This is a genomic window from Novosphingobium naphthalenivorans NBRC 102051 (assembly GCF_001590985.1).
GTDB lineage: Bacteria > Pseudomonadota > Alphaproteobacteria > Sphingomonadales > Sphingomonadaceae > Novosphingobium > Novosphingobium naphthalenivorans.
In genome coordinates this window covers 1-22473 of sequence record NZ_BCTX01000044.1, presented here as the reverse complement: position 1 = coordinate 22473, position 22473 = coordinate 1, and the positions used below count along the sequence as shown (strand labels likewise).

Below are 22473 nucleotides of genomic sequence, written 5' to 3'. Positions count from 1 at the left end.
CCTCACAGGACCGAAGGCCCGGCACATTCCAGCACCCAGCGAAATCCTTCGGGTGCGTATTCGATCACGATTTCGGCATCGAGCTTGACCCGCGGCACATCGACGATGATGCGCGAACCGAAGCCCTTGCGCTCCGGCTCGCGGACCGGCGGACCGCCGCTTTCCACCCATTCGATGCGGAAGCGGGTCTCCTTGCCCTCTCCTTCCAGCCGCCAGCGTATCGCGACCAGCCCTTCTGGCACCGAAAGCGCACCGTACTTGACGGCATTGGTCCCCATCTCGTGGAACGCCATGGCCAGAGCTTCCGCCGCACTGGGGGAAAGCTTCACCTCGGGGCCCTCGCACGTGATCTGCGCCTGCGCCTCGCCCAGCGAGCGCAACTGCGCCTCCACCATCTCCCGCACGGGAATGCGCGACCACGCGCGGCGGACCAGCACGTCCTGATTCGCGGCGAGCCCGCGTATGCGCTGTTCGAGCCGTTCGATGAAATCGGGCCGGTCCACGTCGGAACGGCGCGCCAGCGATTGCACCACTGCCAGCATGTTCTTGCTGCGATGGTTCACTTCCTGCAGCAGCAGCTCGATCTGCGCCTCCGCCTCGCGCATTTCGGTCACGTCGGTATTGGTGCCGAACCAGCAGATCACGCCCCCCTTATCGTCGCGGATCGGCTTCGCGCGCGAGAGAAACCAGCGCCATTCTCCCTCGGCACTGCGTAGCGGGAAAGTATCTTCCCAGTCTTCACCCGACGCAAAATGCTGGCTGATCTTTTCGACCACCCGGTCGGCATGGTCGGGATGGTGGACCGCCCGCCAGCCCCAGCCTTCCATCTGATCCAGCGTCGTGCCGGTGTAGTCGAACCAGCGCTGGTTGTACCAGAAGATCCAGCCGTCCTTGTCGGCAATCCAGGCAAGCTGGCTCATGTTGTCGGCCAGCAGGCGGAAACGCTCCTCGCTGAGCGCAAGCCGGTTCTGGATGCTGATGCTCTCGGACATGTCGCGCGCGATCTTGCTTGCGGCGACCACCCTGCCCTCGGCATCGCGCACCGGCGAGACGGTGACCGCGACATTGACCAGACTGCCGTCCTTGCGCTGGCGGACCGTCTCGAACGAGGGCATGCGCTCGCCGCGGCTGATGCTGGCGATGATAGCATCTTCCTCGTCCTGGCGGTCCGCCGGGATCAGCGTGCGCACATTGCGGCCGATGATTTCGCCGGCAGGCCAGCCGAAGATACGTTCGGCCGCTGCGTTCCAGCTCAGGATGCGGCCGTCGAGCGTCTTGCCGACAATCGCATCGTCGCTCGATTCGACGATTGCGGCGAGCAGCGCCGCGGGATCTGCGCCGGGATCGGCCGCGTTCAGAGGCCCGCCTTGGTCAGGGCCTGATCAAGATCCTCGATCAGATCATCGGCATCTTCGAGACCGACGTTGATGCGCAGCATGCCTTCCCCGATTCCCATCGCTTCGCGGCCCTCCGGCCCCATGTTGTGGTGCGTCGTGGAGGCAGGATGGCACATCAGCGAACGCGAGTCGCCGATGTTGTTCGAAATATCGATGAGTTGAAGCGCATCGAGCAAGGCATGGGCCTGCGCGCGACCACCGTCGAGCACGAAGCTGAAAATCGGACCGCAGGCATCCATCTGCTTTTGCGCCAGCGTCTGCTGCGGGTGGCTGGCGAGCCAGGGATGCAGGATCACCGGCACGCGGCCTTCGAGGAACTGACCGACCTTGAGAGCATTCTCGCTCTGCTTCTTGGCGCGCAGGTCGAGCGTCTCCAGCCCCTTGAGCACGACCCAGGCGTTGAACGGCGAGAGGTTCGGACCCGTGTTGCGCTGGAACGGCAGCAGCTTGTCGTTGATGAATTCCTCGCTGCCGCACACGGCGCCGGCCAGCACGCGGCCCTGCCCGTCCATCAGCTTGGTAGCCGAATAGGCGACGACATCGATGCCGAATTCCATCGGCCGCTGCAGCGCGGGCGAGCAGAAGGCATTGTCGACCACGGTGGTGATGCCGTGGGCTTTCGCGATTTGCGCAATGGCTTCGAGATCGGCCACGTCCATCGTCGGGTTGGCCGGGGTCTCGAAGAAGAAGACCTTAGTGTTGGGGCGGATCGCCGCTTCCCACGCAGCGGTGTCGCGCGCATCGACCACCGTCACATCGATGCCGAAGCGCGGCAGCAGGCTGTCGCCCAGCCAGCGGCACGATCCGAACGCGGCGCGGGCCGAAACCATGTGATCGCCCGCCGAAAGCTGACACAGCAGCGCCGCCGTCATCGCCGCCATGCCCGAAGCCTGCGTGCGGCACGCCTCGGCGCCTTCGAGCAGCGCGATCCGCTCTTCCAGCATCGCCACGGTCGGGTTCTGCAGGCGCGAGTAGGTCATGCCGTCCTGCTCGCCAGAGAAACGTGCCGCGACCGTGGCGGCATCGTCGTAGCAATAGCCCGAGGTGAGGAAGAGCGCTTCGCTCGTCTCGCCCATTTCCGAACGCCAGGTCCCCCCGCGGATTGCGCGGGTGGCGGGGCGCCAGTTGCGGGTCTGGGTGCGGTCCTGTCCGGTCGTGCGTTTCATGGTTCCGGCCTCTAGGAGCGCGCGGGATGCAAGGCAAGCGGTAGCCGCGCCAGACGCTCTTCAAGCGCTCTTGCGGAGAGCCGCGTTCGTGCTATCCCGCACGACCAATGCCGCTATCCCCCCGAAAAGCCCGAGACCCGATCGGCTGGTGCCTGGGCATCACCGCGCTCTTCCTCATGCTGGCGCTGTGGCGGGTGGAAATCCCGTCTGCCTACTATTTCGATGAAGTGCATTACGTCCCGGCTGCGCTCAAGCTGCTGGACCTGATCCCCGCCAACCGCGAACACCCGATGTTCGGCAAGGAAGTGATTGCGGCCTGCATCCATTTCCTGGGGGACCGCCCGCTGGCCTGGCGCCTCGGCCCGGTGCTGTTCGGCACGCTGGGCCTGTTCGGCTTCTCGCGGCTGATCTGGCACCTCTCCCGTCGCCGCGCGGCGACAGTGGCGGCCACGGCCCTGCTGGCTACAAACTGCATGTGGTTCATCCAGAGCCGCATCGCCATGCTCGACATGATGGAAGCGGGGATGTGCATGGCCGGCCTGTGGCAATTCGCCGCGGCGCTGCGCGCCCGTTCGACCGGAATCGCACGAATGCACCTGGTGCTGAGCGGCATCGCGCTTGGCCTCTCGCTCGGCGCCAAGTGGAGCAGTGCCCCGGCGCTGATGATGCCGGGCCTCGCCTTCCTGATCCTGCGCATCCGCGAGCGCGGAATCTTCCTCATCGGCCGCAAGGGCGCCGGGCCGATCAAGGGCATTTCGCTGGCCGAAGCCACTCTGTGGCTGGGGCTGTTCCCGCTCGCGGTGTACTGGCTGACGTTCCTGCCCGCGATGTTCTACGCCGACCGTCCGGTGAACCCGCTCGATTTCATCGGCCACCACAAATACATGATCAAGCTGCAAGACAGCGTCAGGAAGCCGCACCCCTACCAGAGCCTGTGGTATCAGTGGGTCGTGAACTGGCGGGTGATCTGGTACTTGTTCAAGGACATCGACGGCGCCCAGCGCGGGATCGTTATGATCGGCAATCCGTTCTCGATGCTCGCCGGGCTGGCAGCACTGCTGTGGGGCCTGTGGGCCATGCTGTTCCGCCATCGCTATGATGCGCTGGCGCTGATCGTGCTCTATGCCGTGTGCCTTGCCATGTGGGCGCTCAACGGCAAGCCGGTGCAGTTCTACTATCACTACCTGCTGTCCGGCGCATTCCTGATGGGACTGATGGGTCTGTGGCTCGACGCGCTGTGGCAGCGCCGCGACCGCTGGCGCATGGTGGCGACCGGATCGATGGTGCTCTCGCTGCTGATGTTCGCGGTATTCTACCCGATCATCTCGGGCGCGCCGTTGCCGTACAAGGATGCCTACAACTTGTGGATGTGGCTGCCGACCTGGCGTTAGGGAGCCCGCTGGACGGTGGTTGAAAGCCCCCTCCTCTTCAGAGAAGGGGGTTGGGGGTGGTGACGATACGCAAGTGTCGCGCCTCGCCGCTGCACCACCCCGCTGCGACTAAGACCTGCTGCGACTAAGACCTGCTGCGCAGGCCCAAGTCTCGCTCCCCTCCTCTAAAGAGGAAGGGGAATGGCCGCTATGCCGGGATACGATGCCTTTCATCGCCATGGACAAGCATGTCTTCCCAGTTGGCCAGAGTCATCGTCGAGAGATATTCCGCCTGCATCTCGTCCGTCAGGACTTCGAGCATACGATCGCTCTCGATCCACATCTCGATGACACCGAAAGCGCCGCCGCGCTTGCGATACTTGGCCGGCCAACCCTCGCGCATGGCGATCGCGAAGACAGCGGCCTGATCGAGCCGGGTCGCCATCGCGAAGTGCGTTGCGCTCAGGCGGTCGTATCCCGGTACGCCGACGGCGTCGGCATCGCCCGGCGCCTCGACCAGTTCGGTGCCGCGCGGATAGACTTCGACCAGCGTGTTGCGGTCGTCCCCGGCATGGGCAACCCAGCTACCCTGAGCGACTGGCGGAAACGGCGTGGCCTTGCCGCCCAGCAACTCGGCCAGAACCGTTGCGACACGCTGCGGATCGCGCGCATCAATGGAAAGGTGAAAGATCATCAAACTTCTCCCGCTTATGTGGTGGCGGGCGAAGAGACGATTACTTGAAAATACTCAAAACGATTCCGGCAGACAGCCTACCGGAACCGACAAATGGCACATGGTGCTCAGTACTTGCCCCAGACGAACTTGGACGAAAGCGCGAAGTTCCACACAGCACCCAGAACAATGCCCGTCACCACCGCCAGAATATCATGGATACCGACGCTCTTGAGCACCGCCGCCGCACCGACATTGGTGAGCAAGCCCAGCGAGCAGGTGACGCCGAACTGCGCCCAACCGCGCATCAGCGGGCCGAAGCCGCGCAGGCGCTTGTCGGAATAGGTCAGTTCGTTGTTCAGCACGAAGTTGAACGTCATCGCTACGGCCGCGGCCACAGTATTGGCGACGATGAAGGTCGTGCGGCCCGTCTCCCAGTGACCATAGACGAAACGCTCGCCCAGAAACACGCTGAGCACCAGCCACAGCGCGGCGAACTGCACCGCCACGCCCATTGCGCCGACCGTGCCGAACAGCGCGAAGCGGGTCGGGATGATGCGGCCAAGCCACTTGTCGTAAAGGCCTACGAGGAATTCGAACACGACGGTCTGGTCCAGCTTGCTTTCGCCTTCCGCACGGGCGGCGAAGTTGAGAGGGAATTCCTTGACGCGCAGCGGCCTCTCGACCGTGGCGAGGATGTCGAGCAGGATCTTGAAACCCACGCCGGACAGGCGGTGCGCGTCATTGCGCAAGGTTTCCGTGCGCAGCATGAAATAGCCGCTCATCGGATCGGTGAGTTCGACCCCGGTCACTTTGTTGGCGATCTTGTTGGCAAGTCCGGAGGCCTTCACCCGGTCCGGGCGCCCCCAGGCCTCGGTACTGGCCCCTTCGGCAAAGCGCGAGGCATAAGCCAGATCGTATTCGCCCGAGGTCACGGCCTTCAGCATCTGCGGCAGCAGTTCCGGATCGTGCTGGTGGTCTGCGTCCATCACCGCCACGACCGGCGCCGCAGTGGAACACATGCCTTCGATCGCCGCGCTGGCCAGCCCACGGCGGCCGATGCGCTGGATGCAGCGCACGCGCGGATCGGTCAGCGACAGGTGGCGCGCCTCGTCCGACGTCCCGTCCGGGCTGTTGTCGTCAACGAAGATGGCTTCCCAGGCGATACCCTTGAGCGCCTTGTCGAGACGCGCGACCATGGTCGCGATGTTCTTGCGCTCATTATACGTCGGCAGCACGACCGCCAGCTCCAGCGGGCGGTCGGCAGCGTCTGCGGCAGCATTCGCCGCCTGGGCGAGTTCGGAACTGGTAATGTTCATGCGTCCCGTATTTAGGCGGTAAAGATCAAAAAAGCCTTATTAGAGCCGTTCGACCACCGCGTCACCGATTTCCAGCGTTCCGGCCGAACCACCCAGGTCGCCGCCCTTTACGCCTGCTGCCAGTGCTCCTGCAACGGCATTCTCGATACGCACGGCCTGCTCCTCAAGCCCCAGCGAGTGGCGCAGCAGCATTGCGGCGGACAGGATCGCCGCCATGGGATTGGCAAGGCCCTTGCCCGCGATGTCGGGCGCGGAGCCGTGGATCGGCTCGTAGAGGCCATAAGTCCCCTCGGCGAGGCTGGCCGAAGCGAGCAGGCCGATGGAACCGACGCACATGCTGGCCTGATCACTCAGGATATCGCCGAAGAGATTGCCGGTGACGACCACGTCGAACTGGCCCGGGTTCTTCACCAGCTGCATCGCCGCATTGTCGACGTACATGTGGCTGAGTTCGACTTCGGGGTATTCCTTCGACACCTCGATCATCACGTCGCGCCAGAGTTGCGAGGTTTCGAGCACATTGGCCTTGTCCACCGAGCACAGCTTCTTCGAGCGCCCCATCGCGGCAGTGAAGCCGGTGTGCGCGATGCGGCGCACTTCGTCTTCGGCGTAGGACATCACATCCCAGCCCTGACGGCGGCCGTCGGGCAGCGTGCGCATACCCTTTTCGCCGAAATAGACATCGCCGTTGAGCTCGCGCACGATCAGCAGGTCGATCTTGCGGGCCACTTCGGGGCGCAGCGTGGTGAGGTCCTCAAGGCCGGGGAACACGCGCGCCGGGCGCAAGTTGGCGAAGAGGCCCAGCGCCTTGCGCAACCCCAAGATCGCCTGTTCGGGGCGCAGATGGCGCTCAAGGTGATCGCACGAGAAATCGCCGACCGCACCGAACAGGATCGCATCGGCCGAGCGGGCAATTTCCAGCGTCTGCGGCGGAAGCGGGTGGCCGTGCTTGTAATAGGCCATGCCGCCAACATCGCCCTCGACCAGCTCAAGACCTTCCAGGCCGAGCTTTTCGAGCACGCGCACGGCCTGCTCGGTCACTTCGGGGCCGATTCCGTCACCGGCAAAAACCGCGATGCGCAGGGAGTTCTTCGTCATGAGTGTCAGCCTTCGATCCGCTTCAGCCGCTCGCGCAGCAAGTCGCGCGCCGCCATAACGTCTCTGCGGCGATCGGCAAGCGGGTAGCGCGCCAATTCGCGCCCGATGCGATCGAAAGCATCGAGAATCGCCCCCCAGTCCGCCTGCTCCGGACGCCGGACCGGAACTCCATACCCCAGTTCGCGCAGCAGCAGCACTTCATAGGACAGCAGCGCCATGGCCCAGCCGCGCGCCGAGGGCGCCACGCACACCGCCTCGATCAGGGCGGACAGGGCCTCGTGCAGGGCTGGATAGGGATGCCGTTCGGGCAAGGCAGACGCGGTAAGCGCCGTCACCCAGGCAATGGCTGCGGCAGGCAAGGGTTCGGTCAGCCAAGGACCTCGGCTCTGCAGCAATTCGACGCGAGCGAAAGGAAGCTGACTTTCCGTTTTCGAGCGCACTTCCACCTCGACCACGTTGCCGGGAATCAGCACCGGACGCAGCTGCCGCCCCCTGCCCCCGGCGACATAGGCCGCGACAAGCCCGTGCCCGGCCGTCAGCAGCCGCGCAATGACGGCCGTCTCGCCGTGCGGGTGCGTGGCGCAAACAAGAGCGGGCGCGCGAAAATGCATGGGGCGTGTTTGAACGGTTGCCGGTCAGCCTGCAACTATGTTCTAATCCTCAACGAGTACTCATTGCCTTGAACTTTAAAGAATTTCCGACCATTCTGGCATATACATTCAAAATTCAAAAAGACGTTCACGACAAAATGCAGCTTCTGAAAGACTGCAAGAGCCGGTCATCCTCATGCACGATATCGACTTATACAGATCAATCGCACAATCCACAGCCAGTGGCGAAAACTACTATGCCGCCGCAACACGCCTTCAACTGGAAAACGGATATCCAACCCATCCCTTTTTCACGGTACGCCTGCCGACGATTGCCTGGCTTTACGCGACCTTAGGCCAAACATTCATGCTGCTGCTGGCCTACAGCCTGTTCGCCGCGGTACTCGCCGTGTGGTTACATCGCTTAAGGACAGCACCGCTGGGCATCAGAATCGCATTCCTGTTGATCGTCGGCATATCAGCGGTCCCCTCGATCAGTGTCACTTCAATCTTTTTCGGTGAACTCTGGTGCGGGTTACTGATTGGGCTTGCCCTCGGCCTGGAGGGGCGCAAGCGCCTTGCCTGCGCTGCAGCGGCCCTTGTTTTCCGGGAATTTGCGATCCTGTTTGTCGCCGCAACCGCGGCAACAGCCGCCTGGAAACGTGACTGGCGCACAGTCACTGCCGCCGCAATTGTAGCCGCCGGCTTCGCCACAATCATGGCGCTGCACGCCGCCGCTGTCATGCAGACCTGGCAACCGGGCGACCTCCACTCGCAAGGATGGCACGGCATGCGCGGCCCTGCCGGACTTGCCAGCGACCTAAACCAAGTCAGCGCACTTCAACTGCTGCCATTCTGGCTCGCCGTTCCTGTGGCCCTGCTGCCGCTTGCAGGCTGGTACAGAGACAGCACTGCCTTGCTTTGGTTTTCAGGATTTGCCGCATTGGAAATGCTGTTCGCGCGGGAACAGAATTTCTATTGGGCACTCACCTTGATGCCGCTCTACTTCGCGGGCATCGTTTATCCTGCCACGGCATGGCGTCAAACAGCGACTAAACGCGCAACATTTGAAGAAACCGCTTCGCCCTAATCAGCCCGAATCCCGGGCATTCATTCAGCCGCCTGCGTTCAGCTTCGCTTCGAGCGCGTCCACCCGCGCCTTGAGCGCATCGGCCTCGGCCCGCGCGGTCGCGGCCATTTCCTTGACGGCCTCGAATTCCTCGCGGCTGACGAAGTCCATGTCGCCCATGAATTCCTTGAACCGCTCGCGCGCATTGTCGCGGGCTTCGCGCCCCATGCCGGCCAGCGTGCCGGCGGCGCTGTTCATCATCTTGGCGAAATCGGCGATGAAGGGGTTTTCGCTTTGCATGGCACCTAAATGGAACGCTCCGCGCCGGAGCGCAAGAGGCGATCAGATCTCGTAACGCACCACGGCGCCATTCCCCTCAACGCCGTCCATCCTGGGATTGGCCTGAAGGAACGCGAAGTTGAGGTACGTCGCGAAGAGCAGCCAGAGCAGATAAGGCACCAGCAGCATGGCCGCGACCGGCCGCACTTTGCCAAACAGGAACACCGTCACCAGCGCGGCGGCATCGAGAATCGCGATGAGGATCAGCCCGCCGGTAAGCTGGTGTGCGCCGAAGAACACGGGCGACCACGCCAGATTGAGCGCGAACTGCACCGCAAAAACGATCACCGCCAGGCCGCGCCCCCGCGCGCCGCGCGCGGAAAGCACCATCGCCAGCGCCAGCCCCATCAGGACGTAGAGCAAGGTCCACACGATCCCGAACACTTGCGGGGGCGGATAAGCCTCAGGCTTGACGAGCGCTGCAAACCAGGGGTTCTGCGGTCCGCTCTGCGCGGCGGTGCCGGACAGGAAACCGAGAAGGACGATCACCGGAACGCAAACGAGAGCCCAACGGATGAAACTCGCACGCAACTGGCCCGAAGAGGCGAGCAGGTTCATTTCGCTTAACGACTCCCGAATCACTTGGCGGCCACGAAGATGGCGCGTTTTGTGCAGGCGCGAAGCCAAAGGTGCAATCGTCTGCTAACAGTCAATTGCCCCGCCGTGCCGAAACGAGAAACTCAACATTGCCTTCCGGCCCCTTTATCGGGCTTTCGACAATGCCTTGAATATCCCACCCCTCACCTTCCAGCCATGCCCGCACTTCATCGCAAACCCGCTGGTGCAGCACGGGATCGCGCACCACACCACCCTTGCCCACCTCGTTACGACCGACTTCGAACTGCGGCTTGATCAGCGCGACGAGGCGGCACGACGGCGCGGCGAGGCGCAGCGGCACCTCCAGGACCTTGGCAAGGCCAATGAAACTGGCATCGCAGACCACCCAGTTGCACGGCGCATCGATCTGGTCCGGCGTCAGGATGCGGGCGCTGGTCTGTTCGAGCACGGTCACGCGCGGATCCTGCCGCAGTTTCCAGGCAAGCTGGTTGGTGCCCGAGTCCACCGCGAAGACATGCTTCGCGCCCTTGGTCAGCAACACGTCGGTAAAGCCGCCGGTCGAACTGCCGATATCCATGGCGACGGCCCCGGCGGGATCGAGATCAAAATGCTCGATCGCATGAGCCAGCTTGATGCCGCCGCGCGACACCCACGGGTGATCGCGTCCGCGCACTTCCAGCGGCGCGTCGGCCTTCAGGCTCTGGCCGGACTTGGCGATCTTGGTCTCGCCTGAAAACACCAGCCCGGCCAGTACCAGCGCCTGCGCACGGGTGCGGCTTTCAGCAAGACCGCGGTCGACCAGCAGTTGATCGACACGGACTTTGGCGGGCGCGCGGGATTTTTCGACAGGACGAGAGGCGGACGGGTCGGTCATCTGAGCTTGCATACTTGAGGTGGGGCGCGTGTCATTCCATACCGGAGGCATGAAGGCAAATCCGCGCAGCCGCGCCACCGCTCTCCGTATCCTCGCCCTGACGGCACTGGGCGCCGTGCCCCTGCTCGGCGGCTGCGTCCCGCAACCGCCCAAGCCGGCCCCAACGCCCGCCCCCACGACCACGGCGCGCCCGGCCCCGCAGCCGGCGCCGGTGCCGCCTTCCCCGGACTGGCGCGACTGGCCCGCGACGCCGGGCAACTGGCGCTGGTCGCGCTCGGCTACCGGATCGGACGCGGTCTTCGCGGATGGACAATTCATCATGCATTGCAACCCGGCGCAGCACACCATCACACTGCTGCGCGCCGCAAGCACGGCAAGCGGACAAGTGCCGATGACGATCCGCACCAGCGAAACCGCCCGTTCGCTGCCAGCCGTCCCTGTCGCGGGCGGCGTGGGCGTGACGCTCTCCGCGCGCGATCCGCTGCTCGATGCCATGGCTTTCAGCCGGGGCCGTTTTGCCGTGGAAGCAGCCGGCACCGCCCCGCTCTACATCCCGAGCTGGACCGAAGTATCGCGAGTCATCGAGGATTGCCGCTAAAACGGCAGAGCAGCCGAGACCGCCGACTCGAACCGCCTGCCCGGGCAAAATGCTGCAATATTTTCGCTGAGTTTTTCGCTGCTTCAGGCCGCACTTTCCGGCGCCCCGAACCGTGCCTGAAAATCACCGCACAGTTGGGGAAAACTGGCCGGAAGCCGAGATAATGACGGCAAAAAAAATGATTGCAAGACTTGTTGTGCGATGCGGAATCGGACACACATTTGAACAGGATAGCGGGACCCGGGAAACGCGCCCGGGACACTCCAAAATCCCAGCCGCATCATGCGGCGTACTTGGCTCAACAGCGCGAAAGGAGGTGATCCGATGTCTCATGGTTCAGCAGAGAGGTCGGCAATTTCCGTCGCGAGGCATTATCGCTGATTTTTGATTACGCGATAAAGGTACTCGCTGGCGGCACTTCCGGCCGCTGACCATGCGAAGGGCCGTACCGGATCTCCGGTGCGGCCCTTCTCATTTCACCCCTTGGGCGTCACCCAGACTTCCACCGGCGCCACGAACTTTCCCGGAGCGGGCTTGCCGACATGCACCCGGTCGGCCGTGACGAGTTCCCCGGTGGCAAGGTTGAAGCTGATCCAGGGCTTGGGCATACGCCCGAAGGTCATCTTCTGGATCGGCTGGCCGGTGGCCGAATTCATGATGGTCGCGATAATGCTCATGGCGCCGCCCGCTAGGGGCAGCTCCTCCCGGCGTCCATGCACCGGCTTGCGGTTTTCCACGCTTGGACAATCAGCGGCAATGGCAGTTGCATGGGCAACAGCATTGACCGCATCCCATTTGCGCGCTTTCACCACCGTGCTATGACAAATCAGCCGAGACGGAAAATTACTTTTCTATTGCGTTAGGCGTAATTTTCGTTCAACGGCGCGCAGTCACTCCATTGCAAGGATCCCCATTACCATGGCGAGTCTCGCCGATGCCGGCCTGAAGTTCACCACCCTGCCCCACCCCGCCCCTGCCAGTGACGAAGCACGCGAAGCCGTGCTGGCCAATCCCGGCTTCGGCACGAACTTCACCGACCACATGGTAGTGATCGAATGGAACGAAAGCCAAGGCTGGCATGATGCCGTCATCGGCCCGCGCCAGCCGATCGCGCTCGATCCGGCCGCCGCCGTGCTGCACTATGCGCAGGAAATCTTCGAAGGCCTCAAGGCCTACAAGCAGGCCGACGGCTCGATCGCCCTGTTCCGCCCCGAAGCCAATGCCGCGCGCTTCAACGCCTCGGCCGAACGCCTTGCCATGCCCGCCCTGCCCGAAGAACTCTTCGTCGAGGCGGTCGAGCGGCTGGTCCAGATCGACCGCGCCTGGATTCCCGAGGCCGAAGGCGCCTCGCTCTACCTGCGCCCGTTCATGATCGCGACCGAGGCCTTCCTCGGCGTGCGCCCGGCCAAGCAGTACAAGTTCATCGTCATCGCCAGCCCGGCGGGCAACTACTTCAAGTCTGGCGCCCCGGCCGTCTCGATCTGGGTCTCGGACTACACCCGCGCCGCGCCCGGCGGCACCGGTGCGGCCAAGTGCGGCGGCAACTATGCCGCCAGCCTCGTTCCCCAGAGCGAAGCCATGGCCCGCGGGCACGACCAGGTCGTCTTCCTCGATGCCGCCGAGCACAAGTGGATCGAGGAACTGGGCGGCATGAACCTCTACTTCTCGTTCGAGGACGGCACTCTGCTGACCCCGGCGCTGACCGGCACGATCCTGCCCGGCATCACCCGCGACAGCCTGCTGACACTGGCGCGCGAGGAAGGCCTGAATGTGGTGGAAGGCCGCTACAGCCTCGACCAGTGGCGCGAGGATGCCGCCTCGGGCAAGCTGATCGAAGCTTTCGCTTGCGGCACGGCCGCCGTGGTCACGCCGGTCGGCAAAGTCACCGGCCGCGACGGAGAATTCACCATCGGTTCGGGCGACCCGGGCCAGCTGACGCAGAAGCTCAAGAACCGGCTGGTGGCCATCCAGCGCGGCGAGGCTGCGGACACCCACGGCTGGATCCGCAAGATCGGCTGAGGCCGAAGCGGGCAACGCCGCTTCCGCAAATACACAGAAGATCCCCGCGCCGGGTATGCAGGACAAACCTGTATATCCGGCGCGGATGGTTGTTGTACGCTGGCGCCGCACCTACCTGAAGGCATCCCCCGATACAGGAGCCTTCCGACATGTCCGATCCCACCTATACCCCGCCGAAAGTCTGGACCTGGGACGCGGAAAGCGGTGGGGCATGGGCCAAGATCAACCGCCCTGTCGCTGGCGCCACGCATGACAAGGACCTGCCCCGCGGCGCGCACCCGCTCCAGCTCTATTCGCTGGGCACGCCCAACGGGCAGAAAGTGACGATCATGCTGGAAGAGCTGCTCGCGGCCGGCAAGACCGGTGCCGAGTACGACGCCTGGCTGATCTCGATCGGCGATGGCGACCAGTTCTCCTCCGGTTTCGTGTCGATCAATCCGAACTCGAAGATCCCCGCCCTGCTCGACTGCTCCGGTCCCACGCCCATCCGTGTCTTCGAATCCGGCGCGATCCTGATGCACCTGGCCGAGAAGTTCGGCCTGTTCCTGCCCACCGAGCCGGGTGCGCGTGCCGAATGCCTCTCGTGGCTGATGTGGCAGATGTCGACCGCACCGGTGATCGGCGGCGGCTTCGGACACTTCTATTTCTACGCGCCCGAGAAATACGAATATCCGATCAACCGCTATGCGATGGAAGCCAAGCGCATCATCGACGTCGCCGACCGGCGCCTGGCCGAAACCCCCTATCTAGCAGGCGAGGACTACACGATTGCCGACATCGCCGCCTGGCCCTGGCTCGCGCGGCTGGCCACGGGCGACGCCTATGGCGATGCCGCGACCTTCCTCGACATGGCGCGTTACCGCAACCTTGCCCGCTGGGCAGACCAGATCGGCCAGCGCAAGGCAGTGCAGCGCGGCGTGCGGGTCAACCGCACCGGCGAAGGCTTTGTGGCGGAACACCACAGCGCCGCCGATATCGACGCGGTCCTGCCCGCCTGAGCCAGCCGGAAACCCGATGGCGAAAATCTCCGCAAAGGGCCTTTTCAGCACCGGGTTTAGCCGCTAAGCGCGGCTCCTCTCTCGGAGGCCGCGCAAGGCGGCCCTCCCGGTGGGGCGTCGCCAAGTGGTAAGGCACCGGTTTTTGGTACCGGCATTCGCAGGTTCGAATCCTGCCGCCCCAGCCAACCGAGTCTCTCAAGATTCGGCCTCTTCACAGTGATTTACGAGACAGATCTGCGCACAATCCGTTGGACTGGGTTAGCCTCGGCTAGCCCCGGTTAGACATCAATTGTGTCACGATTTTTGCTGCGACGAGAGCCAACCGGAGCATCGGTTATGACAAGAAACGTCGCAAACACACTCACCACCGCCTCCGGGACGCATTGACGAAGGGATCGCTGGTGCCCCCCCCCCCGGAACAATTCGGTCTGATACAAGGCCCGGGACAGGGTTCGCTCGCCCGCATGGAGCCCTTGGCAGGACATCCCATCGCTCGCTTTACACCCCATGATTTCAGAAGGACCGCGCGCTTGAACACCAAGCGGCGAAAGGTCGATTTTGAAACGGCCGAAGCCATGCTCAACCACGCAAAGAAAGGGCTCGAACGAACCTACGACCTCTATGGCATCGAAGAGGAGAAGCGAGCCTCGTTCCTCAAATGGGAACAGGAAATCGCGGACAGTGAGAAGACGTCCAATACGAAACGTCCCCGAAGAGCGTGGACCCTCCGGGGACGCGCCACCGCTGCATTCTCGGTGGGGGTGATCGCAGCGGCTGCGGGGGGGGGGTTAAATTCAGGTCCCGGCGCTGGCGCCAAGACTGACCGAGCCGCTGGCACCGCTGCCGGACGCCGCGCCCGAGGCAGAACCGTTCGCGCTGGTGTTCTTGCCGCCAAGGCTGGCACTGCCCGAACCGTTGCCCGATCCGCCGGCATTCGCGCTTGCTGCGCTGCTGGCAAGATTACCAGCAGCCCCCTTGGCCGTGCCGGCCGCGCCGGATGCGGTATCGGCAAGCTGCGATGCCGAACCAACCGGATTGATCGGCAGAGTCGAAGCTCCGGTCAGGTTTCCGGTCCCCGAACCGGCAGCCGTTCCGCTCGCGTCAGAGCTGGTGGCCGAGCTGGGCGCGGTGCCAGTACCCGCCGCCATCGCGCTGCCCGTGACAGAGCCGGCAAGCCCGCTTGCGGCCGAACCCGCATTGGCAACGGCACCAGTCACAGCGGAGGCATCGGGCGCAGTAACGGTCTTGCTGGCACTGGCCGCACCGCTGCCGTTAAGCGCCGAACTGACCGATTGGGCCTTGCGTGAAACGCCGACGTCGCTGGCACCGCTCATGGTGCTGCCGGCAGTTCCGCCGACACCGCCCATGCTGCCGATGCCGCCGCCCAGCGTTCCGCCGAGAGTACCGCCCACCATGCCCCCCAGGCCGCCACCACCCAGCAACTGGGCATTGGCTGTGCCCGGCATCGTTGCCAGGGTGAGCGTGGCGATCGCGGTTGTGAAAGCAAACTTGTTCATGATCTCGCTCCATTCCTCTTCTGTTTCTGGCCTGGAGGCTTGCCCCCGGGCGGTCTGTGGGAAGGAACGAGCGGCCCTTTCACTTTCATCCGTAAAAGGAGGAAAAAATTTCAGAGACCCGAGCGGCAGATGTTGCAGACGATCCCGCGCCCGGTCCTGCGCGACGCTGCGACTGCCTCCGAATCCACGGCTTTCAACGCCACGGTAACGCTGCCGGGCTCCATCCGCCGGGCAGCTATGCGGGAGGCTGCCAGAGGGGCTGCAAAGGAGGTTCCACGCAAATCCATCCTGCCCTTGCCGGGCACTAACGCAGACATGTCCGCGCCCGGTGCGGCATAATCGAGATGTGCGGCGCGCCCGGCCTCGATCAGTACACGGCCGGCGCCATCAACCCCGGTCACTGCGATCACCCCGGGATAGGAGGCCGGATAGGCCGGAGGTGCAGCCGCGCCGTCATTCCCGACGGCAGCAACCACCACCATGCCCTTCCTGCGGGCCGCGTCTATCGCCCGCGCCAGCAGCGGATTAGCGGGGCCGACGAGGCTGATCGAAACTACCGGCACGCCCTGTTGCTGCATCCAGCCAAGCGCTCTTGCGATGGCCAGTGCATTACCGCCCGCCGGATCGGTGCCGTATACGTCCGCGCCATAAATGTGCGCCGTACCGGCCCCGGTCAGAAGTGAGGCGATGGCCGAGGCATGTTCGCTGGTCCTGGGTGCCCCGTTTGCGAAGCCGCGCTGTGCAGCAAGCCGCTCGGACTCGCCGATGCCACCATCGATCACCCCCACCGTACCGCCGCGCGGCAGGGCTCCGGATGAGCCCTTTGCATGAGAGACATCCAATGCCTTGCCCGCCTGAAAATGGATCTGGTCGGCGCATATGTCTCGCCCCGGCAGTGCCTTGCGCAAATCCTTGAGCGCACGGGCAAGCGGCTTGCCATCAGGCACGCGCAAGCGCGCGTAAGGCACATCGAGCCCTTCAACGCGGCCTTGCTCCAGTACGGCATATCCGGCCCTGCGAGCCACTCCGATCGCTTCCGGATCGGGATCGAGCAGCAGCACTTCGCCGCGCACGGCGGCCTGGTGCCGGTCGTCCCATTCGACCGCGTCCCGGTTGTTCGAGACAAATCGGGTCAGGCGTTTCAGGCGGTTCTGCGCAAGCTGGCGTGCATCACCCACGGCAGCCTCGGCCGGCGCGAGCGTGGTGTCAGTCAGATCGCGTACTGTCTCGCGAACCTGATCGACCGTGCCCAGCGGATCGACCGGCAGGATGCCGCCAAGCTGAGCCCGCACGGGGGGCGCAGCAAGGGCCAGCAGTGCCGCCGCAATCACCCAGTGCGTTGTTGTCTCTTTGCCCATGGCCTTGTCCCATACCAAAATTCGTAGCACTCAGGGATGAAACGGACGCCTTCATCCGTTTCATCCCCAAGGCAAGATAAGTTGGTGGATATGAACCGCTTCTGTGAGGATCTGACTGCGTTGCTGCCGCGCCTGCGGCGCTTCGCCCGCGGCCTGACCCACGATGCGGCGGATGCCGACGATCTGTGCCAGCAAACCATAGAGCGCGCCCTGAAATCCCGTCAGCAGTGGCAGGAAGGCACGCGGCTCGATGCTTGGGTATACAGGATCATGCGCAATCAGTGGATTGACGAGACAAGGGCGAGAAAACGGCGTTCACAGACATTCGTCCATGAGGACGAAGGCATGAACGTAGGTAATGCCGCGCACCACGAAGCCGAGAATCTGGTGGAGCTGGGGAATGTCGGCCGTGCCCTTGCCCGCCTGCCGGAAGAGCAGCGCGAGGCGGTTGTGCTCGTGCTGGTGGAAGGCTTTGCCTACAAGGAAGCGGCCGAGATCATCGGAGTACCACAGGGCACATTGACGTCCCGGCTGGGACGCGGGCGCGAAGCGCTGCTCAAGGAATTGGGAGAAGCGGCATGAGCGTAACGCCCGAAGAGCTGATGGCCTATGCAGACGGTGAATTGCCTGCGGCAGACGCTGCGCGCGTGGCAGCGGCGATTGCGGCCGATCCCGCGCTGGCCCAACGGCTGGCCGCCGAACGGCGCCTGCGCGAAGCCCTGCAAGGTCATCTGAATCCGGTCGCCGAAGAGCCCGTGCCCGATGCTCTCGCAGCCATGATCGCTGCCGCCGTACAGGAAGACGAACGCAAAGTCGTCAGTCTGGCCGCAGCGCGCGCAGAGCGCGAAAGCGGCACAGAGTCCGGCAAGCGTCCATTCATGCAACGCTGGGGCAGCGGCATGGCCATTGCCGCCTCACTGGTGCTGGGCCTGATGCTGGGCACGCAGTTGCAGCCGGGTGGCCCGGTCGCGGAAAAGAACGGCGCGCTGGTCGCTTCGGGAAGGCTGGCCAAGGGCCTCGAAAACCAGCTCGCATCGGCACAGGGCGGAAACGGCCCGCTCCGCATCCTTGTCAGCTTCCAGCGCAAGGGTGGCGATTACTGCCGCGTGTTCGAGAACGGCACGGCGGCCGGCATCGCGTGCAAGGAAGATGGGGACTGGATGCTCGAACGCGTGATCGCGAGCGGTCAGCGCCAGACTGGCGAATATCGCCAGGCAGGCTCGCCCGAAAGCGCGCTTCTGGCAGCCGCGCAAGACATGGCCGCAGGCGATCCGCTCGATGCGGCAGCGGAAAAGGCGGTTCGGTCAAAGGCTTGGGGAAAGTAAGATAGTCGGCGAATGCGAAATCGGCCTAATTGGTTTTCGTCTGTCCGCCATCCACCATCAACGTCTGGCCGGTGATATATGACGCCGCGTCACTTGCGAGAAACACGGCGGCGGCACCGATATCCGTCTCGCAGTCCCCAATGCGGCGCAGGGCAACGTTATCGATCTGCCTGGCATAGCCCTGCGGATCATATTCGGCCCACGCCTGCACGCCTTCCGAGTTGGCAAAGGGACAGATCACGTTCACACGCACTCCGTCCGGCCCCCACTCATTGGTTGCGACTTTCGAAATGGCCCGGATCGCCTCTTTCGCGGCGGCATAGGATGCCTGCGTGGGGGCACCTGTAAAACCGACGCCGCTGCCGAAATTGATGACGGATCCTCTGGTTTTCACCAGATACGGATAAGCCGCCTTCATGAGAATGAAGGTTGGCCAGAATCCGGTATCGAAGGCAATCCTCGCATCCTCGACGCTTGTCTCGTCAAGGCGAAGCTGACGCGAGGCCTGGGCTGCATTTACAAGCACATCCAGCTTGCCGAAACGGCCGATCGCCAGGTCGATTATCGCTGGCAGCTCTTCATGGCGGCACAGATCCATCGCGACGAACGCCACATTGCCATGTTCGCCCAATTGCGCCTCGGCTTTTTGGCCCAGTTCCTGATCCCGATCAACGATCACGACATTTGCCCCCGCCTTGACGAAAGCGGCCGCGACCCCTTTCGCCACGCCGCGGGCCGCGCCGGTGATGATTGCCACTTTTCCGTTCAATTCCATCGCCGAATGCCTCTTTTCCTCATTTTTGAATTTGGGTCTGCGAATTGACGATTGCCCGTCAGTCGAACCACGCACGGCCATTGACCGTTACGACACTGCCGGTTGCGTAACTGCCGTCAGCTCCGGCGAGGAAGGCGACCGCACCGGCAACTTCCGCCGGATCGGCAAGGCGCTTCATCAGGCAATCATCCGCTATGGCCTGGCGGGTTTCCTCGGGAATATTGGCATAGAGGGGTGTCCGGGTCGCGCCGGGGTTCACTGCGTTGACGCGGATCCCCCGGTCGGCCAGTTCACGGGCCATGGACCGTGTCATCCCGATGATCCCGGCCTTGGCCACGCAGTACGGTATCGGCCCATTGCCCTTCACCGCCGCAGTGGACCCGATGTTAACGATCGACCCGCCGATGCCTTCTTCCGCCATAAGGCGGACGGCAGCCCTGCTGCACCAGAATGCGCCATTCAATGAAATCGCAAGCACACGCGCCCAGGCATCGTCCGCGCAGTAAATCGTCTGGTCGGCAAATACCTGTGATCCGGCCGCCCGTTCGGCCTGAGCGGCATAGAACTTGTCCATGCCGTCGCCTTCGGTGCTGCCGATACCGGCATTGTTCACCAAGACATCGACACCGCCGAATTGCGCCTTCACCTGCGCAAAGGCGCTATCGACCGATGCGCTGTCGGCGACATCGCAACCGATCCCGATATGCGGAGCGGGCAAGACAGCCGAAGCCGCGCCGGCATTGAGATCGAGGATGGCGACGCGTGCGCCTTCCTCGGCAAGACGCCGCGCTATGGCAGCCCCGATGCCCTGCGCGCCCCCGGTGACCACGGCGCGTTTTCCCTTCAAGCGTTCCATGTTCCTCTCCTCAATCCTCGACCTGGGGACGCCAGGGAACGCCATTGATGTGCCCGCCGCCATCGGCGAACATCGTGTTGCCGGTGTAATAGGCACTGCCGTCGCTGGCGAGGAACACGGCCAGAGGCCCGATATCCGCCTGCGCATCGCCGAAACGGCCCGCCGGGATGTTCTGCAACAGCGCCTTGGTCATCTCCGGATTGGCATCGAAATATTCGCGCGCCTGCGGGCTGAGCGCTGCAGGGCAAATGGTATTGGCCGTAATGCCGTATCCGCCCCATTCCGCAGCGGCTGTCCGGGTCAATGTGCGCACCGCTTCCTTGCTGGCATTGTATGCCGCAGTGAAGAGGTGCGCGTTGACGCCATTGAGCGGACCAAGATTGATGATCCGCCCGAAGCCCTGCGCCTTCATCGCCGGGAAGGCGGCCCGCATCGCCCAGAACACCGAAAAGTAGTTGAGCGCAAACGCGTCTTCCATGTCCTCGTCGGTGTGGTTTTCCAGCTTCTTGGGAAAACTGGCGCCGGCATTGTTGACCAGAACTTCCAGCTTGCCGAAGCGGTCGAGCACGGCCTGAACCATGGCATCCACCTGCTCGCGGCGAGTGACATCGGTCTGGATGAAGAAGCTTTCGACACCGTAGGTATCGCGCAGATGAGCGGCCTCGCCCTCACCCTGCCCGGCTTTGCGCTGCGCGATCACGACATGCGATCCGGCTGCGGCGAGCGCCCGGGCGATGCCCTGCCCCACCCCCTGGCCGCCGCCCGTGACAAGCGCGACCCGCCCTTCGAGTGTCCTGCTCATCTATATCCTCCTCTCGATCCTGTTATTGTCGTTTCAGCCCAGCGCCGGGTAATCGGTATAACCGCGGGCATCATCGCCCTGGCCGGTGTAGAAAGTCTCGTTGTGGGCGCGGGCCAGCGCAGCTCCACTGCGAAAACGCTCCACCAGATCCGGGTTGGCGATGAAGGGATAGCCGAACGAGACCGCATCGGCCTTGCCTTCGGCCAGCAGCGCCTGCGCCTTTTCCTGCGTCAGCCCGTTATTTTCGATGACCGGCCCGCTCCAGTTGGCACGAACGAGATCGAGCGCGTCAAAGCCGGAATTGGGGATGTGGATCAGGTGGACATAGGCAAGGCCGAGCCCATCCACCGCCTTCAGCAAGGCCTCGTAAGTTCCGGCAGGATCCGCGTCGGCCATGCCATTGAACGCGACCCCTGGGCAAATGCGAAAGCCTACCCGGCCGGGCCCGACGGCCGCTGCCAGAGCTTCCAGCGTCTCGGCCACGAAGCGCACCCGGTTTTCTACCGAACCGCCATAGCGGTCGGTGCGCTGGTTGGTGTTGGAGGACAGGAACTGCATCGGCAGATAGCCGCTGGCACAGTGCAGTTCGACCCCATCCATCCCGGCACGGACCGCGTTTTTGGCAGCGCGGACATATTCGTCGGTCACGCTGGTAATCTCATCCGTTGCCAATGCCCGCGGCATGACTGTTTGCATCGGCTCACCGTCCGGCCCGAAAATCGGATCCGGGCAGCGAATGGCCGACGGCGCAACCGTCTCGGCGTCCGCGTCCTTGTTGGCTTGGACGGCGGCGCGGCCGACATGCATGAGCTGCATTACGATCTTGCCGCCTTGGCCGTGCACGGCACCGGCTATCGCGCGCCAGCCTTCAACCTGTTCCTCGCTATGGATGCCAGGCGTCCGCCAATACCCCTTCCCGAGAGGTGGCCTGAAGAATCTGGGCAGTGGGATAAGTGGATTTTCTGCCTTGCGGCGGCCATGAAGGCAGCCTGACAGGAGTAGAGATGAGCAGACGACCTCGCCGGAACCACAGCCCGGCATTCAAGGCGAAGGTGGCGCTGGCTGCCGTGAAGGGCGAGAAGACGCTGGCCGAGCTGGCACAGCTGTTCGATGTGCATCCCAACCAGATCACGACGTGGCGCACGCAGTTGCTGGAGGGGGCGGCCGGAGTTTTCGGCGCCGACAGCGCGGCGGAAGCGGCCGAACCGGCGGTGGACGTGAAGACGCTGCACGCCAAGATCGGGGAATTGACGCTGGCGAACGATTTTTTGGCCGGCGCGCTCGGGAAGGCCGGTCTGTTGCCGAGCGCAAAGCGATGATCGATCGTTCGCACGACTTGCCTGTGACGCGACAGGCACGGGAACTGGGGATCAGTCGGGGCAGCGTCTACCTCATTCGTCGTCGCCCCCATCCGCGATCATGCTTTTTTCAGCAAGCGGTTTTCGAGCGTCAGGTCGGCCAGGCATTCCTTCAGGGCGCGGGCCTCGCGGCGCAGGTCCTGCACCTCACCGGTGGTCGCAGCACGGGCAGTGTCCCCGGCCAGGCGGCGCTTGCCCGCTTCCATGAACTCTTTCGACCAGGTGTAGTATAGGCTCTGGGCGATCCCTTCCTTGCGGCACAGCTCGGCAATGCTGTCATCGCCGCGAAGACCTTCGAGCACGATGCGGATTTTGTCCTCGGCCGAGAAGTGCCGCCGGGTCTGCCGCCGGATATCCTTCACCACCTGCTCCGCAGGCGCCTTCGCCGATGATTTTCTCAAGGAGGGTTTGGGC

Annotated in this window: 23 protein-coding genes, 1 tRNA gene and 2 pseudogenes; 9 read left to right on the top strand and 17 right to left on the bottom strand. The window is 63.8% G+C overall.

Going from position 1 to position 22473, the window contains the following annotated elements; genetic code table 11:
• Positions 1-2 precede the first annotated feature (2 nt).
• Both NN5_RS14915 and NN5_RS14910 read right to left on the bottom strand, forming a co-directional pair.
• Entirely contained in the window at positions 3-1322 is a 1320-nt protein-coding gene (locus tag NN5_RS14915; RefSeq protein WP_281190434.1) for a PAS domain-containing HWE histidine kinase family protein, read from the bottom strand.
• Positions 1323-1354: 32 nt separating this feature from the next.
• Complete coding sequence (locus tag NN5_RS14910) at positions 1355-2563, bottom strand: trans-sulfuration enzyme family protein (protein WP_067734888.1); 1209 nt, start codon at positions 2561-2563, stop codon at positions 1355-1357.
• 107 nt (positions 2564-2670) lie between these two features.
• On the opposite strand from NN5_RS14910, the gene NN5_RS14905 reads away from it, so the two are divergent.
• Positions 2671-3954 (top strand): dolichyl-phosphate-mannose--protein mannosyltransferase, encoded by a 1284-nt coding sequence (locus NN5_RS14905; RefSeq protein ID WP_067734887.1) that lies wholly within the window; start codon positions 2671-2673, stop codon positions 3952-3954.
• A 187-nt stretch (positions 3955-4141) separates the two neighbouring features.
• Here the strand turns inward: NN5_RS14905 and NN5_RS14900 are convergent, their stop codons facing one another.
• From NN5_RS14900 to recO, 4 genes are all read right to left on the bottom strand, one after another.
• On the bottom strand, positions 4142-4627 hold the full coding sequence (locus tag NN5_RS14900; RefSeq protein ID WP_067734886.1) for a hypothetical protein: 486 nt from the start codon (positions 4625-4627) through the stop codon (positions 4142-4144).
• A 107-nt stretch (positions 4628-4734) separates the two neighbouring features.
• Positions 4735-5925, bottom strand: coding sequence for a glycosyltransferase (locus NN5_RS14895; protein ID WP_067734885.1), 1191 nt, complete (start codon positions 5923-5925; stop codon positions 4735-4737).
• Positions 5926-5964: 39 nt separating this feature from the next.
• Positions 5965-7008: a 3-isopropylmalate dehydrogenase gene (gene leuB, locus NN5_RS14890; RefSeq protein WP_067734909.1), complete on the bottom strand. Its 1044-nt coding sequence runs from the start codon at positions 7006-7008 to the stop codon at positions 5965-5967.
• 20 nt (positions 7009-7028) lie between these two features.
• Positions 7029-7634, bottom strand: coding sequence for a DNA repair protein RecO (gene recO, locus NN5_RS14885; protein ID WP_067734884.1), 606 nt, complete (start codon positions 7632-7634; stop codon positions 7029-7031).
• A 175-nt stretch (positions 7635-7809) separates the two neighbouring features.
• Between recO and NN5_RS14880 the strand changes: the two genes are divergently transcribed.
• Positions 7810-8703 (top strand): hypothetical protein, encoded by an 894-nt coding sequence (locus NN5_RS14880; protein WP_067734883.1) that lies wholly within the window; start codon positions 7810-7812, stop codon positions 8701-8703.
• A gap of 24 nt (positions 8704-8727) precedes the next feature.
• Here NN5_RS14880 and NN5_RS14875 read toward each other — a convergent pair whose 3' ends face one another.
• From NN5_RS14875 to NN5_RS14865, 3 genes are all read right to left on the bottom strand, one after another.
• A complete protein-coding gene (locus tag NN5_RS14875; protein ID WP_067734882.1) occupies positions 8728-8982 on the bottom strand; it encodes an accessory factor UbiK family protein in 255 nt (84 codons plus the stop codon).
• Positions 8983-9024: 42 nt separating this feature from the next.
• Entirely contained in the window at positions 9025-9579 is a 555-nt protein-coding gene (locus NN5_RS14870) for a TspO/MBR family protein (protein WP_067734881.1), read from the bottom strand.
• A 91-nt stretch (positions 9580-9670) separates the two neighbouring features.
• The gene (locus tag NN5_RS14865; protein ID WP_067734880.1) at positions 9671-10453 is read right to left on the bottom strand and encodes a TlyA family RNA methyltransferase; all 783 of its coding nucleotides are present in this window, start codon (positions 10451-10453) and stop codon (positions 9671-9673) included.
• Between the two features lie 49 nt (positions 10454-10502).
• Between NN5_RS14865 and NN5_RS14860 the strand changes: the two genes are divergently transcribed.
• A complete protein-coding gene (locus tag NN5_RS14860) occupies positions 10503-11051 on the top strand; it encodes a hypothetical protein (RefSeq protein ID WP_067734879.1) in 549 nt (182 codons plus the stop codon).
• 476 nt (positions 11052-11527) lie between these two features.
• On the opposite strand, the gene NN5_RS14855 is transcribed toward NN5_RS14860, so the two are convergent.
• Positions 11528-11728: a hypothetical protein gene (locus NN5_RS14855; RefSeq protein ID WP_084384960.1), complete on the bottom strand. Its 201-nt coding sequence runs from the start codon at positions 11726-11728 to the stop codon at positions 11528-11530.
• Positions 11729-11969: 241 nt separating this feature from the next.
• Here NN5_RS14855 and NN5_RS14850 point away from each other — a divergent pair, with 241 nt between their 5' ends.
• The 3 genes from NN5_RS14850 (at position 11970) to NN5_RS14840 (ending at position 14253) form a co-directional block, all read left to right on the top strand.
• Positions 11970-13070: a branched-chain amino acid aminotransferase gene (locus tag NN5_RS14850; protein WP_067734878.1), complete on the top strand. Its 1101-nt coding sequence runs from the start codon at positions 11970-11972 to the stop codon at positions 13068-13070.
• Positions 13071-13219: 149 nt separating this feature from the next.
• Positions 13220-14068: a glutathione-dependent disulfide-bond oxidoreductase gene (gene yghU / locus NN5_RS14845; RefSeq protein WP_067734877.1), complete on the top strand. Its 849-nt coding sequence runs from the start codon at positions 13220-13222 to the stop codon at positions 14066-14068.
• Positions 14069-14178: 110 nt separating this feature from the next.
• Positions 14179-14253 (top strand) — tRNA-Gln (locus tag NN5_RS14840).
• Between the two features lie 609 nt (positions 14254-14862).
• Here NN5_RS14840 and NN5_RS14835 read toward each other — a convergent pair.
• Positions 14863-15585 (bottom strand): hypothetical protein, encoded by a 723-nt coding sequence (locus NN5_RS14835; RefSeq protein WP_067734876.1) that lies wholly within the window; start codon positions 15583-15585, stop codon positions 14863-14865.
• 110 nt (positions 15586-15695) lie between these two features.
• On the bottom strand, positions 15696-16943 hold the full coding sequence (locus tag NN5_RS14830) for a S8 family serine peptidase (RefSeq protein ID WP_067734875.1): 1248 nt from the start codon (positions 16941-16943) through the stop codon (positions 15696-15698).
• A gap of 90 nt (positions 16944-17033) precedes the next feature.
• Here NN5_RS14830 and NN5_RS14825 point away from each other — a divergent pair, with 90 nt between their 5' ends.
• Both NN5_RS14825 and NN5_RS14820 read left to right on the top strand, forming a co-directional pair.
• Positions 17034-17525, top strand: coding sequence for a sigma-70 family RNA polymerase sigma factor (locus tag NN5_RS14825; RefSeq protein ID WP_067734874.1), 492 nt, complete (start codon positions 17034-17036; stop codon positions 17523-17525).
• Complete coding sequence (locus tag NN5_RS14820; protein WP_067734873.1) at positions 17522-18268, top strand: anti-sigma factor; 747 nt, start codon at positions 17522-17524, stop codon at positions 18266-18268. The genes NN5_RS14825 and NN5_RS14820 overlap by 4 nt, the downstream gene beginning before the upstream one ends.
• A 25-nt stretch (positions 18269-18293) precedes the next feature.
• Here the strand turns inward: NN5_RS14820 and NN5_RS14815 are convergent, their stop codons facing one another.
• The 4 genes from NN5_RS14815 to NN5_RS14800 are packed head-to-tail and all read right to left on the bottom strand — an operon-like array spanning position 18294 to position 21742.
• The gene (locus NN5_RS14815; protein ID WP_245656510.1) at positions 18294-19124 is read right to left on the bottom strand and encodes an SDR family NAD(P)-dependent oxidoreductase; all 831 of its coding nucleotides are present in this window, start codon (positions 19122-19124) and stop codon (positions 18294-18296) included.
• A complete protein-coding gene (locus NN5_RS14810) occupies positions 19102-19899 on the bottom strand; it encodes an SDR family NAD(P)-dependent oxidoreductase (RefSeq protein WP_067734871.1) in 798 nt (265 codons plus the stop codon). The genes NN5_RS14815 and NN5_RS14810 overlap by 23 nt, the downstream gene beginning before the upstream one ends.
• A 10-nt stretch (positions 19900-19909) precedes the next feature.
• Positions 19910-20701, bottom strand: coding sequence for an SDR family NAD(P)-dependent oxidoreductase (locus NN5_RS14805; RefSeq protein WP_067734870.1), 792 nt, complete (start codon positions 20699-20701; stop codon positions 19910-19912).
• Positions 20702-20734: 33 nt separating this feature from the next.
• Positions 20735-21742: an oxidoreductase gene (locus tag NN5_RS14800; RefSeq protein WP_084384957.1), complete on the bottom strand. Its 1008-nt coding sequence runs from the start codon at positions 21740-21742 to the stop codon at positions 20735-20737.
• Between NN5_RS14800 and NN5_RS14795 the strand changes: the two are divergent.
• A pseudogene (locus NN5_RS14795) lies at positions 21706-22103 on the top strand (transposase); the annotation flags it as partial. The gene NN5_RS14800 and the pseudogene NN5_RS14795 sit on opposite strands and share 37 nt — an antisense overlap.
• On the opposite strand, the pseudogene NN5_RS14790 reads toward NN5_RS14795, so the two are convergent.
• Positions 22091-22460 (bottom strand): annotated as a pseudogene (locus tag NN5_RS14790) (transposase); the annotation flags it as partial. The pseudogenes NN5_RS14795 and NN5_RS14790 overlap by 13 nt on opposite strands.
• Between the last annotated feature and the right edge of the window lie 13 nt (positions 22461-22473).